Origin of the sequence: Streptomyces sp. NPDC050625 (assembly GCF_040654755.1) — a bacterium.
Lineage (GTDB): Bacteria > Actinomycetota > Actinomycetes > Streptomycetales > Streptomycetaceae > Streptomyces.
Map to the genome: position 1 here is coordinate 127,179 of NZ_JBFAIQ010000011.1, position 14,517 is coordinate 141,695.

Consider the following 14,517-nt stretch of genomic DNA (forward strand, 5'->3'; position numbering starts at 1 on the left):
GACCGAGTCCTAGACCCCGTCGCCCGCGAGCCTGAGATCCACCCACAGGTCGCTCTCGCCGTCCAGCACATACCGCTCGACCTCGGCGAACCCGTGCTTCGCGGCGAACTGCAGCCCGTCCTCGTTGACCGCGAGGACACAGGTCTCGACCGCCCGGGCGCCGAGCACGCGCGCGTGGGCGAGGCCGTGCTCGTACAGCGCGGCCCCGTACCCGCGCCGCCGGTACTCCGGCAGCACCCGGGCGATGACCGTCGCCACCGCGTCCTCCCCCTGCGGCGGCCGCACGGTGGAGCAGCCGACGAGCACGTCCCCCACGTACGCGTTCTCCAGCCGGTAACGCCCCGCCCGCTCACGGACCTCGTCCAGGTCCATCGCGGCGGGCGGCACGATCACGTTGTGGACGTGCCGCCACTGCTCCAGCATGGCCTCGCCGGCCACGGCCTCTATCCGAAGATCAGTCACCCGAGCAGACTACGAGTCCGGCACCGACCGCGAGGGCGGTCGTGGCCGCGAAAAAAATGGTTGATCGGTGGCCGAACGGTTCCTAGTGTGTGATGCACACGAGAAGGGAGGTGGTTCGGCAGATGTATGAAAACCGGACGCGTGAGGTGACTGCGGGCTAGCGGCTCGCCACCACACTCAGTGCGGTGCCGGACCAGCACGTGAAAGACGCGTGCAGCCGGCCCAATCCCAGCAGTCACCCGACCCGCGAGCTCGCCGGTACGTCCGGCCGGCTTCTTCGCCCGAGAGGCGAAGGACCCGAGCTCGCGGGTCGTCTGCGTTTCAGGGGCTCAGGCGCTCCACCTTCCAGGTGCCGTCCGGCTCGGCGACGTAACGCAGGCGGTCGTGGAGGCGGTTGTTCCGGCCCTGCCAGAACTCCATCGTCCGGGGCGCGACGCGGAAGCCGCCCCAGTGCGGGGGCACCGGGACCTGTTCGCCCTCGGGGTAGCGGGCGGAGAGTTCGGCGTAGGAGGCGTCGAGTTCGGTCCGGGAGGAGATCACCGAGGACTGGGCGCTGGCCCAGGCGCCCAGTTGGGAGCCGTGGGGGCGGGTGCGGAAGTACGCGGCCGTCTCGTCCCGCCCGGTGCGGCGGGCGGTGCCGGTGACGATGACCTGGCGGGCGACGGGATGCCAGGGGAAGAGCAGGGAGACGTGCGGGTTCGCGGCGAGGTCCCGCGCCTTGCGGGAGTCGTAGTTCGTGTAGAAGACGAAGCCCTGCGTGTCGTACTGCTTCATCAGCACCGTGCGTGAGCTGGGGCGGCCCTCGGCGTCCGCCGTGGAGACGACCATGGCGTTGGGCTCGTAGATCGTGCCGCCCGCGGCGGCCCGTGCGGCCTGTTCGAACCAGAGGGTGAACTGGTCCATGGGGTGAGCGGCGAGATCGCTCTCCTCGAAGCCTTCGACCCGGTAGTGCTTGCGCATGGCGGCCGGGTCGAGGATGGGTTCATGGTCGGTCACGCGGTCATCTTGCCGTATGCACGTACGACTTCGCGTGGCACTGAGTGCCGCTTGGGCTCCCCAAAGGTGGCACTCGGAGATATCGTTCAGATGCCGTTCCGGTTGGGTGACCACCAACCGTTCGGGGCATCACCGGGGTGACCGTTTCGGACCGCGAGTCCCGAGAGTGACCGTGGAGCCGCTGCGGCACCCGCTTCCTGGCATTCTTCCGCCGCGCCGCACACAGCATCTAGGAGCCGCCTGATGTCCGACTTCGTACCCGGGCTCGAAGGAGTCGTCGCGTTCGAGACGGAGATCGCCGAACCGGACAAGGAGGGTGGCGCCCTGCGCTACCGGGGGGTCGACATCGAGGACCTCGTCGGTCATGTCTCGTTCGGCAACGTATGGGGGCTGCTGGTGGACGGAGCCTTCAATCCGGGCCTGCCGCCCGCCGAGCCGTTCCCCATTCCCGTCCACTCGGGTGACATCCGGGTGGACGTACAGTCGGCGCTCGCCATGCTCGCCCCGGTGTGGGGCCTGAAACCGCTGCTCGACATCGACGAGGAGCAGGCCCGCGAGGACCTCGCCCGCGCCGCGGTGATGGCGCTCTCGTACGTCGCCCAGTCCGCCCGCGGGCAGGGCCTGCCGATGGTGCCGCAGCGGGAGATCGACAAGGCCCACTCGGTCGTCGAGCGGTTCATGATCCGCTGGCGGGGCGAGCCCGACCCCAAGCACGTCGCGGCCGTCGACGCCTACTGGACGTCGGCCGCCGAGCACGGCATGAACGCCTCCACCTTCACCGCCCGGGTCATCGCCTCGACCGGCGCCGATGTGGCGGCCGCGCTGTCCGGTGCCGTGGGCGCCATGTCCGGGCCGCTGCACGGCGGTGCGCCGTCCCGGGTCCTCGGGATGATCGAGGAGATCGAGCGGACGGGTGACGCGGAGGCGTACGTCAAGCGGGCCCTGGACCAGGGCGAGCGGCTGATGGGCTTCGGGCACCGGGTGTACCGGGCCGAGGACCCGCGCGCGCGTGTGCTGCGCCGTACGGCCCGTGAGCTGGGCGCCCCGCGCTTCGAGATCGCCGAGGCGCTGGAGAAGGCGGCGCTGGAGGAGCTGCACAGCCGCCGCCCGGACCGGGTTCTGGCGACGAACGTGGAGTTCTGGGCGGCGATCATGCTGGACTTCGCGGAGGTTCCGGCGCACATGTTCACGTCGATGTTCACGTGCGCCCGTACGGCGGGCTGGTCGGCGCACATCCTTGAGCAGAAGCGGACGGGACGGCTGGTCCGCCCGTCCGCGCGGTATGTGGGGCCGGGGCCGCGCAGCCCGCAGGAGGTCGAGGGCTACGCGGACATCGCCCACTAGTCGCTCTTCACGCAGGCGCCGTTCACGCCGGGCTGAGCAGGTCCGCGTGGTGCCGTTCCGCCACCAGCGGGTGGGCCCTGAGCTTGCCCTTGAGCTCGTTGTAGCCGTACTCGGCGAAGAGCGGGTTGGCGGGGTCGTCGGTGATGCCCGGGGCGGTGGTCGCGTGCGGGAAGGGCAGCGGCTCCACCCGGGCGTCCAGCCGCGGGTTGTAGAAGAACGGGACGGAGAAGCGCTCGGTGGCGCCGGGCGGGCTGACGACGCGGTGGTTGGTGGCGATCAGATAGCCGTTCGTCGCCACCTCCAGCAGTTCGCCCAGGTTGACCACGAAGGCGCCCTCCAGCGGCGGCACGTCGTGGAAGAGCCCGTCCTCGCGCTGGACCTGCAGTCCGCCGACCGTGTCCTGGAGCAGCAGCGTCAGGAAGCCGTAGTCCTTGTGGGCGCCGACGCCCTGGTGGGTGCCGTCGCCCGCGCTGCCGGGGTAGCGCACGAGCTTGAGGTGCGGGTGGGCACTCGCGCCGAAGACCGGGTCGTAGAAGTCGGCGGGGGCGCCGATGGCGGCGAGCAGCTCGTGCAGGAGCCGGCCGGCGACGCCGCTGAGCCGGTCGATCCAGGCGAGTGCGGCGGTGCGCAGTTCGGGGAGGGCGGCGGGCCACTGGTTGGGGCCCTGCAGCCACCAGTAGGCGGGCTCGCCGGGTGCGGGGACGTGGGCGGGGCGTTCGGCGCCTATGTCGAGCTGGTCGCGCCAGTCGCGGGCGCCCTGGGTGCGTTCGTCGCCGGTGCGGGTGTAGCCGCGGAAGTGGGGCGAGTTCACGTTGTCGAGGGCGAGCCGGTCGGCCGCGGGGAGCGCGAAGAAGGCACGCATGGCGCTGACCAGCGCGTCGGTCTCGGCGCGGGTGACTCCGTGCCCGACGAGCTGGAAGAAGCCGACGTCGTGCGCGGCGCTGTGCAGCTGGGCGTGGAGGAGGGCGCGGGCCTGAGGGCCGCGGTCGGCGGCAGACAGGTCGATGATCGGAAGTTGATCGTACGACGGGTTCGTCGCGGTGTGCGTCGTCATGGATGCGTCCACAGGGTGTGTGGGCCACGGGCAGGCCGCCGAGGGTGGGGCGGCGCCCAGGATGCCGTAAGAAAGGGGAGAATAAAGGGGCTGATTCAGGCCGAAAGCCGACAGCCCATGCTCGTGACGCGCACGTAGTCCACGTGACGGCGTCGAACAAGCATCGGAGGCATGCGCCAAGGGTAACGCGCCCCGCCAACAAACCCCGGGGGGCTGCCGACACCCCCTCGCACCCACACGCAGGCCCCGCCGACCGCCCCTCGCACCCCTCGCGCCCCGACAGCATCTCCCCCAGCCATGCCCCTGCGCGGCCGCCGAGCCCCCGAACTCGTCGACAGCCCCGTGTGCCTTGGCGCTTGGCCCGGCGGACGCCTCCGTCCCCGCTGCCGATTCCTCGACCCGCGCCGCCGCTCCCAGGAGCCCGCGGACAACCCCGCACCCGCCGGCGCCCCTGGGCGCCGGCCCTCAGCCCAGCGCGCTCTCCAGCAGCGCCGTCCACTGGGCCACCACCCGCTCCCGGCGGCCCGTGTCGTCCGTGAGGAGGTTGGCCAGGCCCAGGCCGCGGGCCATGTCCAGGAGGCCCTGGACCGTTTCGCGGACGCCGGGGAGGGACTCGTCGGCGCCCAGCAGCTCCACCGCTATGCGATGGGTCTCCCGGCCGACGCGGGCCTCCAGCTCCGTGACGCGGGGGCGCAGCTGGTCCTCGTAGGAGGCGGCGACCCACAGGTGGAGGGCGGCGCGGAAGAGGGGGCCGGTGTAGAGGCCGACGAGCGCGGAGACGACGGCGCGGCGGTCGGCGGCGCCCTCGGGGAACAGGGCGCGCAGGGCCGTGGAGCGCTCCTCGGCGACGTACTCCACGGCCGCGGTGAACAGGTCCTCACGGGTACGGAAGTGGTGCTGGGCGGCGCCGCGGGAGACTCCGGCGCGTTCCGCGACGACGGAGACCGTGGAGCCCGCCCAGCCGTGTTCGGCCAGGCAGGCCACGGCGGCCTCCAGGAGCCGCTGCCGGGTGGCCCGGCTGCGGTCCTGCTTGGGCAGGCGGTCGCGTTCGGCCGTACTCACACTCATCCCGCGCTCACACTCATCTTGCGCTCACATCACCCACGAGGGGTCCCGTCGCTCCAGGAAGGCCGTCATCCCCTCACGCGCCTGCGCGGAGGAGAACAGCCGGGCCGAGAGCGCGGTGAGATCCGCCGCGTCCCGGTCGAAGCCTTCCAGCACCCTAGCCGTGAGCAGCTGTTTCGTCTCGGCCAGGCCCTGCGGGGACGATCGGCGCAGCCCGTCGAGGATGGGTTCCAGTACGGCGTCGACGTCGTCCCCGGCCGCTGTGACGAGGCCGATCCGGGCCGCCTCGGCCGCGTCGAACCGTTCGCCGGTCAGGTAGTAGCGGGCGAGGGCACGCGGGTCGGCGCGCGGGATCACCGGGAGGGAGATGACGGCCGGCGCCACCCCGATCCGTACCTCGGTGAACGCGAAGCTGGACGCGGCGGACGCGGCAGCGATGTCGCACGCGGCGAGCAGCCCGAGCCCGCCCGCGCGGACGTGCCCGGCCACCCGGGCCACCACGGGCTTGCGCAGCTCGACGATCTGCCGCAGCACGCCGACCAGGGCGTCGGGGTGCGGGGGGTCGCGCAGGTCCGCTCCGGCGCAGAACGTGTTGCCGGAGTGGGTGAGGACCACGGCCCGTACGTCGCCGTCCTTGGCGCACTCGGTCAGCGCGTCCGCGAGCTCGCCGACGAGCGCGGCCGACAGGGCGTTGCGGGTGTCGGCCGAGTCCAGGCTGAGGGTTTCGATGCCACGCGCGCGCGTGCGTCCGATCAGTGTCACTTCCGCTCCCGTAGTTCCCGGCGGAGGATCTTGCCGGAGGCGGCCCTGGGCACGCCGTCGATGAAGGTGACCCGCCGGACGCGCTTGTAGGGGGCGACGCGTTCGGCGACGTACGCCATGACCTCGTCCTCGGTGAGGTCGCCGGCGGTGGGCTGGCGCACGACGTGGGCGTGCGGAACCTCGTTGTGGTCCTCGTTGTAGACGCCGATGACGGCGGCGTCGGCGATGCCGGGATGCGTGAGGAGCAGCGCCTCCAGCTCGGCGGGTGCCACCTGGAAGCCCTTGTACTTGATGAGTTCCTTCACGCGGTCGACGACGAACAGCCAGCCGTCGGCGTCCACATGGCCGACGTCGCCGGTGTGCAGCCATCCGTCGGCGTCGATCATTGCGGCGGTGGCCTCGGGGCGGCCCAGGTAGCCCTTCATGACCTGGGGTCCGCGGATGAGGATCTCGCCCGGCTCTCCGTTGCCCACGTCCTTGCCGGGGTCGTCGAGGGAGACGATGCGCATCTCGGTGCCCGCGATGAGCCTGCCGACCGTGCCGGGAGGTGCCTGGTGCATGGCGTCGAGCGGAACGACGTGCGTACCCGGCGAGAGTTCCGTCATGCCGTAGGCCTGGCCGACCGGCGGCAGGCCCAGGCGCTCGGAGCAGGCGGCGGCGAGCTGGGCGTCCAGGGGTGCGGCGGCGCTGACGATGTACCGCAGGGAGGACAGGTCGTAGCGGGCGACGGCCGGGTGCTTGGCGAGGGCGAGGACGATCGGCGGGGCGACGTACAGGCCGGTGATGCGGTGGTTCTCGATGGCCGCGAGGAACGTCTCCAGGTCGAAGCGGGGCAGCACGACGACGGCGGCGCCGTTGCGCAGGGGCGCGTTCATGAGCGCGGTGAGGCCGTAGATGTGGAAGAAGGGCAGGACGGCGAGGATGCGTTCGCCGGGTCCCGCCGTGATGGCGGGTTCGAGCTGGGCGAGGTTGGTGGCGATCTGCCGGTGGGTGAGCATCACGCCCTTGGGGACGCCGGTGGTGCCCGAGGAGTAGGGCAGTACGGCGATGTCCTCGGCCGGGTCGGTGAAGACGTCCGGTTCGGGCGCGTCGGAGGCGATCAGGTCGAGCAGGGAGCGGTGTCCGGGCGCGTTGTCGCAGACGAATATCTCCCGTATGCCACCGGCGAGTTCGGCGGCGCGGCGGGCCGCCTCCAGCAGCGGCGAGACAGTGACGATCCAGCGGGCGGCCGAGTCCCGCAGCTGCTTGGCGAACTCCTCGGGCGTGGCGAGCGGGTGCACGGTGGTGACGGTGGCACCCGCGCGCGTGGCGGCGTAGAAGGCGGTCGGGAAGGCGACGGTGTTCGGGCTGTGCAGGGCGAGGACGTCGCCCTTGCGCACACCCGCGTCGGCGAGCGCGGCGGCGGCGCGCCGGTGGAACCGGTCCAGTTGTCCGTACGTGAGGGTGGTGCCGTCGGCGCCGTCGATCAGGGCGGGCTGGTCGCCGAACTCGGCGGCCCGGCCCAGAACGGCCTCGTGGATGGGCAGTTCGACGGCAGGGACGTCTGCGTACTCGCTGCGGAACACGGTTCCTCCTCGCGCGACGGGGTGCGCCGGTACGGCCTAGTACGACTTGGGCAGGCCGAGGGACTGGTGGGAAACGTAGTTGAGAATCATCTCCCGGCTCACCGGTGCTATACGAGCCACGCGCGCCGCCGTTATCAACGAGGCGAGCCCGAACTCGCGCGTGAGCCCGTTGCCGCCGAGGGTGTGCACGGCCTGGTCGACGGCCTTCACACAGGCCTCTCCGGCCGCGTACTTGGCCATGTTGGCGGCCTCGCCGGCGCCGATGTCGTCCCCGGCGTCGTAGAGGTGGGCGCCCTTCTGCATCATCAGGCGGGCCAGTTCGAGGTCGATGTGCGCCTGCGCGAGGGGGTGGGCGATGGCCTGGTGGGCGCCGATCGGCGTCTTCCAGACGGTGCGGTCGCGGGCGTACTCGATCGCCTTGGCGAGGGCGTACCGGCCCATGCCGATCGCGAACGCGGCCGTCATGATCCGCTCGGGGTTGAGCCCGGCGAAGAGCTGGAGCAGCCCCGCGTCCTCGTCGCCGACGAGCGCGTCGGCGGGCAGCCGTACGTCGTCGAGGACCAGCTCGAACTGCTTCTCCGCGCCGAGCAGTTCCATGTCGATCTGCCGCCGCTGGAAGCCTTCGGCGTCGCGCGGGACGATGAACAGGCAGGGCTTGAGGCTGCCGGTGCGGGCGTCCTCGGTGCGGCCGACGATCAGGACGGCGTCGGCGTGGTCGACACCGGAGATGAACACCTTGCGGCCGGTCAGCAGCCAGTCGGCACCGTCCCTGCGGGCCGTCGTGGTGATGCGGTGGGAGTTGGAGCCGGCGTCGGGCTCGGTGATGCCGAAGGCCATGAGCCGGGTGCCGTCGGCGAGGCCGGGGAGCCAGGCGCGCTTCTGTTCCTCGGTGCCGAAGCGGGCGATGACGGTGCCGCAGATGGCGGGCGAGACGACGAGCATGAGGAGGGGACAGCCGGCGGCGCCCAGCTCTTCGAGGACGATGGAGAGCTCGGCGATGCCGCCGCCTCCGCCGCCGTACTCCTCGGGGAGGTTCACGCCGAGGTAGCCGAGCTTGGCGGCTTCCGCCCAGAGCTCGGTGGGCTGGGCGCCTTCGGCGACGACGCGGGCGAGGTATTCACGGCCGTAGCGCTTGCCGAGGGCGGCGACGGCGGATCGTAGGGCCTTGTGTTCCTCGGATTCGATGACGGGGCTCATGGGGCTCCTAAGAGAAGGGGGCTGCAGACCGTCTGGAGAGTGCGGGTCGTGTGTGGTTGTTCGCGCTCACGCGGCGGAGCCGCATATCGATACCGTCCCGCGCCCCTAGGTGTCCTGGACGACCGCCAGGAGGGCACCGACCTCCACTTGCTGACCCGGGGCCACGTGCAGGTCTGTCAGCGTGCCGGAGGCCGGGGCGGTGATCCGGTGTTGCATCTTCATCGCCTCCAGCCAGATCAGGGGGTCCCCCGCCCGTACGGTGGCCCCCTCGGCCAGGCCGTCGGCGATGCGGACGACCGTGCCGGGCATGGGGGCGAGCAGGGAGCCGGGGGCGTGGTGTTCGGTCGGGTCGGGGAAGCGGGGCAGGGCGGTGAGGGCGGTGGCGTTGACGTACACCCGCTCGCCGTGCCGGACCACGTCGAACTTCCGCCGTACGCCGTCCACTTCGAGTACGACGAGACGCGCGTCGGCGTGCACGACCCGGACGCCGTCCGCGGCGAGGCCGTCCCTGGTGTGCCGGTAGCGGGCCTCGTGCTCCTCGCCCGCCATGAGGTAGCGCTTGGACTGCGGCTGGGAGGACAGGTTGCGCCAGCCGCCGAAGCGGGAGCGGCCGTGGGCGTCGGCGAGGGCCGCGGCCAGGGGCGCGTACGGATCGGGAGCCGGCTCGGTCAGGTCGGCGAGGTGGCGGTCGTAGAAGCCGGTGTCCATGCGGGCCGCCGTGAACTCCGGGTGACGCAGGGAGCGGACCAGCAGCTCGCGGTTGGTGACGGGGCCGTGGATCCGCGCCCGCTCCAGGGCGCCGGAGAGCCTGCGCAGGGCCTCCGCGCGCGTGGGGGCGTGGGCGACGGTCTTGGCGAGCATCGGGTCGTAGTGGACGCCGATGTCGTCGCCGTCGGTGTAGCCGGTGTCGAGGCGGACGCCGTCCGGTACGGCGAGGTGGTGCAGGGTGCCGGTCTGCGGGGCCCAGTCGCGCGACGGGTCCTCGGCGTACAGGCGGGCCTCGATGGCGTGGCCGCGCGCGCTCGGGGGGTCGGTGGCGAGGGCGTGGCCCTCGGCGATCCGGATCTGCTCGGCGACCAGGTCGAGACCGAACACGGCCTCCGTGACGGGGTGTTCGACCTGGAGGCGGGTGTTCATCTCCAGGAAGTGGGCCCTGCCGTCGGCGACGAGGAACTCGACGGTGCCGGCGCCCACGTAGTCGACCGCGCGGGCGGCGCGGGTGGCCATCTCGTACAGCTCGGCGGTGAGTTCGGGATTCAAACCCGGTGCCGGGGCCTCCTCGATCACCTTCTGGTGGCGGCGCTGGAGGGAGCAGTCGCGGGTGCCGAGCGTCCAGACCGTGCCGTGGGTGTCGGCGAGGACCTGCACCTCGACGTGGCGGCCGCGCTCCACATAGGGCTCGACGAAGACCTCGCCGTCTCCGAAGGCGCTCGCGGCCTCGGCACGTGCGCTCTCCAGCGCGCCGTCGAGCTCCTCCAGGGCGCGGACGATCCGCATCCCGCGTCCGCCGCCGCCCGCGGCCGCCTTCACCAGGACGGGCAGATTGGCCGCGGTGACCTCGCGCAGCGGCTCGATCCCCATCAGCTCCTTGGCGCGCGTCTTGGACGCCATCGCCTCGATCGCCTCCGGGGACGGGCCGATCCAGACCAGGCCCGCGTCGAGGACGGCGCGCGCGAAGTCGGGGTTCTCGGAGAGGAAGCCGTAGCCGGGGTGCACGGCGTCCGCGCCGGCCGCGACGGCCGCCTTCACGATCAGGTCGCCGCGCAGATACGTCTCGGCGGGCGTCGCGCCCGGCAGTCGTACCGCCGTGTCGGCCACGCGCGCGGGGAGGGCGTTCTCGTCGGCGTCCGAGTGCACGGCGACCGTCCGGATTCCCAACTCACCGCAGGTGCGGAAGATCCGGCAGGCGATCTCGCCGCGGTTGGCGACGAGCAGAGTCGAAATCATGAGCCTCACATCCGGAAGACGCCGAAGCCGCCCCGCGCGCCCTCGTAGGGGGCGGTGTGGATGGCGGACAGGCACAGGCCGAGGACGGTGCGGGTGTCGCGCGGGTCGATGACGCCGTCGTCGTACAGCCGCCCGGACAGGAACATCGGCAGCGACTCGGACTCGATCTGCTGCTCCACCATGGCGCGCAGGGCCGCGTCGGCGTCCTCGTCGTACGGCTGCCCCTTGGCGACCGCCGACTGCCGGGCCACGATCGACAGCACGCCGGCGAGCTGCTGCGGGCCCATGACGGCGGACTTGGCACTGGGCCAGGCGAACAGGAAGCGCGGGTCGTAGGCCCGGCCGCACATGCCGTAGTGCCCGGCGCCGTAGGAGGCGCCCATGAGCACGGAGAGATGCGGCACGCGCGAGTTGGAGACCGCGTTGATCATCATGGCGCCGTGCTTGATGATCCCGCCCTGCTCATACTCCCGGCCGACCATGTAGCCGGTGGTGTTGTGCAGGAAGAGCAGCGGGATGTCGCGCTGGTTGGCGAGCTGGATGAACTGGGCGGCCTTCTGCGACTCCTCGCTGAACAGGACGCCCTGCGCGTTGGCGAGGATGCCCACCGGATAGCCGTGCAGGGACGCCCAGCCGGTGACGAGGCTCGCCCCGTACAGCGGCTTGAACTCGTCGAAGTCGGAGGCGTCGACGACACGGGCGATGACCTCGCGCGGGTCGAAGGGGATCTTCAGATCGCCGGGGACGATGCCGAGCAGCTCCTCCGGGTCGTACTTCGGCGGGGCCGCCGGACCCGGATCGTCGTACGCCTTGCGGTGGTTGAGGCGGGCGACCACGCGCCGCGCCTGCCGCAGCGCGTCCTGCTCGTCCACGGCGAAGTAGTCCGCGAGCCCGGACACGCGCGCGTGCATCTCGGCGCCGCCCAGGGACTCGTCGTCGCTCTCCTCGCCGGTCGCCATCTTCACCAGCGGCGGCCCGCCCAGGAACACCTTCGCGCGTTCCTTGACCATGATCACGTGGTCGGACATGCCGGGGACGTAGGCGCCACCGGCGGTCGAGTTCCCGAAGACGACGGCGACGGTGGGGATTCCGGCGGCGGACAGCCGGGTCAGGTCCCGGAAGATGGCGCCTCCGGGGATGAAGATCTCCTTCTGGGAGGGCAGGTCGGCGCCCCCGGACTCGACCAGGCTTATGCAGGGCAGCCGGTTGGCGAGCGCGATGTCGTTGGCCCGCAGGGCCTTCTTCAGGCTCCAGGGGTTGCTGGCGCCGCCGCGCACGGTCGGGTCGTTGGCGGTGATCAGGCACTCGACGCCCTCGACCACCCCGATACCGGTGACGAGAGAGGCCCCGACGGCGTAGTCGCTGCCCCAGGCGGCCAGCGGTGACAGCTCCAGGAACGGTGTGTCCGGGTCCAGGAGCAGCTCGATGCGCTCGCGCGCGAGCAGCTTGCCGCGCCCCCGGTGCCGCTGGACGTACTTCTCACCGCCGCCCGCGAGCGCCTTGGTGTGCTCGGCGTCGAGGTCGGCGAGCTTGGCGAGCATGGCCTCGCGGTTCGCCCGGTAGTCCTGGCCGTTGCTGTCCAGGGCGGAGGAGAGGACGGTCACAGGAGGACCTCCGGGATGTCCAGATGACGGGAGCGCAGCCATTCGCCGAGGGCCTTGGCCTGCGGATCGAAACGGTGCTGGGCGGCGACGCCCTCACCGAGGATTCCCTCGACGAGGAAGTTCAGGGCGCGGAGGTTGGGCAGGACGTGCCGTACGACGGTCAATTCGGCGGTCTCCGGCAGGAGTTCACGGAACCGGTCGACCGTGAGGGCGTGCGCGAGCCACCGCCAGGCCTCGTCAGTCCGCACCCAGACGCCGACGTTGGCGTTGCCGCCCTTGTCCCCGCTGCGGGCGCCGGCGATCAGACCGAGAGGGGCACGGCGTGTGGGCCCTGCCGACACGGGTTCCGGGAGGGGCGGTGCCGGTGCTTCGTCGAGTACGAGGGTGTCCTGGGCCGGGGGCACAGAGATACGTCGGCCGTCCTGGAGGACGGCCACATGGTCTACGGCGCCATGGGGGACGTACACATCCTCGAAGACCCCATAGGGAGCGCCTTTTCCTGGTGGTGCCAGCACATGGAAGCCGGGGTAACTGGCGAGCGCCAGCTCGATGGCGGCACCGCTCAGCGCACGCCCCACGACCCCCTGGTCGGGATCGCGCACGACGAGCCGCAGCAGGGCGCTCGCGGTCTCCTCGGTGTCCGCGTCGGGCCGGTCGGTCCGGACGACGTCCCACCGCACGTCACTGGGGGGCGACTTGGCAAGGGCATCGTTCATCTGCTCCCGCACCAGCGCGGCCTTGCCCTCGACATCAAGCCCGGTCAGGACGAAGACGACCTCGTTGCGGAAGCCGCCGAGCTTGTTGAGGCCGACCTTGAGGGTGGGGGGCGGGGCCTCGCCGCGCACACCCTCTATCCGTACCCGGTCCGGGCCGTCCTGGGTGAGGCGGATCGTGTCGAGGCGGGCGGTGACGTCGGGTCCGGCGTACCGGGCGCCGCCGGTCTCGTACAGCAACTGCGCGGTGACGGTGCCAACATCGACGAACCCGCCGGTGCCGGGGTGCTTGGTGATGACGCAGCTGCCGTCCTCGTGGATCTCGGCGAGCGGGAAGCCGGGCCGGCGTACGTCGCCGTCGCCCTCGCCGAAGAATGCGTAGTTCCCGCCGGTGGCCTGCGTCCCGCACTCCAGTACATGTCCGGCGACGACGGCGCCCGCGAGCCGGTCGTACTCCCCCGGCTGCCAGCCGAAGTGGGCGGCGGCGGGCCCGGTGACGAGCGCCGCGTCGGTCACCCGCCCGGTGACCACGATGTCAGCGCCCGCCCGCAGACACTCCGCGATGCCGAAGCCGCCGAGGTAGGCGTGGGCGGCGAGGCTACCGGGGTGATCGGCGGTGAGATCGTCGCCCTCGACGTGGGCGACGCGGACGGGAATGCCGAGGCGGTCGGCCAACTGCCGTACGGCGTCCGCGAGTCCGGCGGGGTTGAGGCCGCCGGCGTTGGTGACGATGCGGACGCCGCGCTCCTGTGCGAGCCCCAGGCACTCCTCCAGCTGCCGCAGGAAGGTACGGGCGTAACCGGCGGCGGGATCCTTCAGCCGGTCCCGGCCAAGGATCAGCATGGTCAGCTCGGCGAGGTAGTCGCCGGTGAGGACGTCCAGTTCGCCGCCGGTGAGCATCTCGCGCATCGCGTCGAAGCGGTCGCCGTAGAAGCCGGAGGCGTTGCCTATGCGCAGCGTCACTCCGCGTCCCCCTTCGGGGAACGTCCGCTGCCGGGCGGGCCCGCGAAGGCCTGGGCGATGTCCAGCCAGCGGTCGGCGTCGGGCCCTTCGGCGCGTACGGCGACGTCGGCGCGGTGGGCGCGCTGGGTGACCAGGAGGCAGAAGTCGAGGGCGGGGCCGGTGACGCGGTTTTCGGCGTCCTCGGGGCCGTACACCCACGACTCGCCGGAGGGGGAGGTCAGTTCGACCCGGAACTCCTCGAAGGGCACGGGGAGCCCATGCACGCCGAAGGCGAAGTCACGGGTACGGACACCGAGGCGGACGATGTGCCGGAGCCGGTCGGTGGGGGTGCGCTCCACGCCCAGGGCTTCCGCCACGTCCAGACCGTGGGCCCAGGTCTCCATGAGGCGGGCGGTGGCCATGGAGGCGGTGGACATGGGCGGGCCGTACCAGGGGAAACGGGCGCCGTCGGGGGCGGCCCGCAGCGCATCGGCCAGGGCCTTGCGCCCGGCCCGCCAGTCCGCGAGCAGTTGCGCGGGCGGCTTCTTCGCGCCCTCCTCCGCGCCGTTGTCCACGAAGTCACCGGGCTGGGCGAGCGCCTTCTCGACCTCACGGGAGAAGGCGTCCTGATCCGTCACGGCCAGCACGGAATGGTGGTCGGTCCAGGCGAGATGGGCGATCTGGTGCGCGACGGTCCAGCGGGGGGCGGGGGTCGCGAGCGCCCACTGCTCTGGGCTCAACTCGGCCACGAGCAGGTCGAGTTCCTCGGTCTCCGAACAGAGATCGTCGATCACGGGCGTGGGGTCAGCCATGGGGGGAGCATGGCAGTGGGAGGAGAAACAATCAAGCGTGCTTGCATTAATTTT

The 14,517-nt window shown here is 71.8% G+C and carries 12 protein-coding genes; 1 reads left to right on the plus strand and 11 read right to left on the minus strand.

From position 1 onward, the window contains the following. Positions 1-9: 9 nt before the first annotated feature. Complete coding sequence (locus AB0I54_RS24790) at positions 10-462, minus strand: GNAT family N-acetyltransferase (RefSeq protein ID WP_363298324.1); 453 nt, start codon at positions 460-462, stop codon at positions 10-12. A gap of 321 nt (positions 463-783) precedes the next feature. After that, positions 784-1,422 (minus strand): pyridoxamine 5'-phosphate oxidase, encoded by a 639-nt coding sequence (pdxH, locus tag AB0I54_RS24795; protein ID WP_363298420.1) that lies wholly within the window; start codon positions 1,420-1,422, stop codon positions 784-786. Positions 1,423-1,701: 279 nt separating this feature from the next. On the opposite strand from pdxH, the gene AB0I54_RS24800 reads away from it, so the two are divergent. Then, positions 1,702-2,802 carry a citrate synthase 2 gene (locus AB0I54_RS24800; protein ID WP_363298325.1) on the plus strand — a complete coding sequence of 367 codons (1,101 nt, stop codon included), beginning with the start codon at positions 1,702-1,704 and terminating at the stop codon, positions 2,800-2,802. 22 nt (positions 2,803-2,824) lie between these two features. Here the strand turns inward: AB0I54_RS24800 and AB0I54_RS24805 are convergent, their stop codons facing one another. The 9 genes from AB0I54_RS24805 to AB0I54_RS24845 form a co-directional block, all read right to left on the minus strand. After that, the gene (locus tag AB0I54_RS24805; RefSeq protein WP_363298326.1) at positions 2,825-3,856 is read right to left on the minus strand and encodes a 2-oxoglutarate and iron-dependent oxygenase domain-containing protein; all 1,032 of its coding nucleotides are present in this window, start codon (positions 3,854-3,856) and stop codon (positions 2,825-2,827) included. A 465-nt stretch (positions 3,857-4,321) separates the two neighbouring features. Next, positions 4,322-4,924, minus strand: coding sequence for a TetR/AcrR family transcriptional regulator (locus tag AB0I54_RS24810; RefSeq protein ID WP_363298327.1), 603 nt, complete (start codon positions 4,922-4,924; stop codon positions 4,322-4,324). A gap of 24 nt (positions 4,925-4,948) precedes the next feature. Further along, a complete protein-coding gene (locus tag AB0I54_RS24815) occupies positions 4,949-5,683 on the minus strand; it encodes an enoyl-CoA hydratase family protein (RefSeq protein ID WP_363298328.1) in 735 nt (244 codons plus the stop codon). Next, entirely contained in the window at positions 5,680-7,248 is a 1,569-nt protein-coding gene (locus tag AB0I54_RS24820) for a 4-coumarate--CoA ligase family protein (protein ID WP_363298329.1), read from the minus strand. The genes AB0I54_RS24815 and AB0I54_RS24820 overlap by 4 nt, the downstream gene beginning before the upstream one ends. Before the next feature lie 36 nt (positions 7,249-7,284). Continuing rightward, positions 7,285-8,445, minus strand: a complete 1,161-nt coding sequence (locus tag AB0I54_RS24825; protein WP_363298330.1) for an acyl-CoA dehydrogenase family protein — start codon at positions 8,443-8,445, stop codon at positions 7,285-7,287. Positions 8,446-8,550: 105 nt separating this feature from the next. Then, entirely contained in the window at positions 8,551-10,392 is a 1,842-nt protein-coding gene (locus AB0I54_RS24830) for a biotin carboxylase N-terminal domain-containing protein (RefSeq protein WP_363298331.1), read from the minus strand. Between the two features lie 5 nt (positions 10,393-10,397). Further along, positions 10,398-11,996 carry a carboxyl transferase domain-containing protein gene (locus AB0I54_RS24835; protein ID WP_363298332.1) on the minus strand — a complete coding sequence of 533 codons (1,599 nt, stop codon included), beginning with the start codon at positions 11,994-11,996 and terminating at the stop codon, positions 10,398-10,400. Continuing rightward, positions 11,993-13,672, minus strand: coding sequence for an acyclic terpene utilization AtuA family protein (locus AB0I54_RS24840; protein WP_363298333.1), 1,680 nt, complete (start codon positions 13,670-13,672; stop codon positions 11,993-11,995). Before AB0I54_RS24840 ends, AB0I54_RS24835 begins: the two co-directional genes overlap by 4 nt. Further along, positions 13,669-14,463, minus strand: coding sequence for a TIGR03084 family metal-binding protein (locus AB0I54_RS24845; protein ID WP_363298334.1), 795 nt, complete (start codon positions 14,461-14,463; stop codon positions 13,669-13,671). Before AB0I54_RS24845 ends, AB0I54_RS24840 begins: the two co-directional genes overlap by 4 nt. Positions 14,464-14,517 lie beyond the last annotated feature (54 nt).

Coding starts and splice junctions, on each gene's coding strand:
- AB0I54_RS24805 (WP_363298326.1), bottom strand. CDS start 3,856: ATGACGACGCACACCGCGACGAACCCGTCGTACGATCAACTTCCGATC.
- AB0I54_RS24810 (WP_363298327.1), bottom strand. CDS start 4,924: ATGAGTGTGAGTACGGCCGAACGCGACCGCCTGCCCAAGCAGGACCGC.
- AB0I54_RS24825 (WP_363298330.1), bottom strand. CDS start 8,445: ATGAGCCCCGTCATCGAATCCGAGGAACACAAGGCCCTACGATCCGCC.
- AB0I54_RS24830 (WP_363298331.1), bottom strand. CDS start 10,392: ATGATTTCGACTCTGCTCGTCGCCAACCGCGGCGAGATCGCCTGCCGG.
- AB0I54_RS24800 (WP_363298325.1), top strand. CDS start 1,702: ATGTCCGACTTCGTACCCGGGCTCGAAGGAGTCGTCGCGTTCGAGACG.
- AB0I54_RS24845 (WP_363298334.1), bottom strand. CDS start 14,463: ATGGCTGACCCCACGCCCGTGATCGACGATCTCTGTTCGGAGACCGAG.
- pdxH (WP_363298420.1), bottom strand. CDS start 1,422: ATGCGCAAGCACTACCGGGTCGAAGGCTTCGAGGAGAGCGATCTCGCC.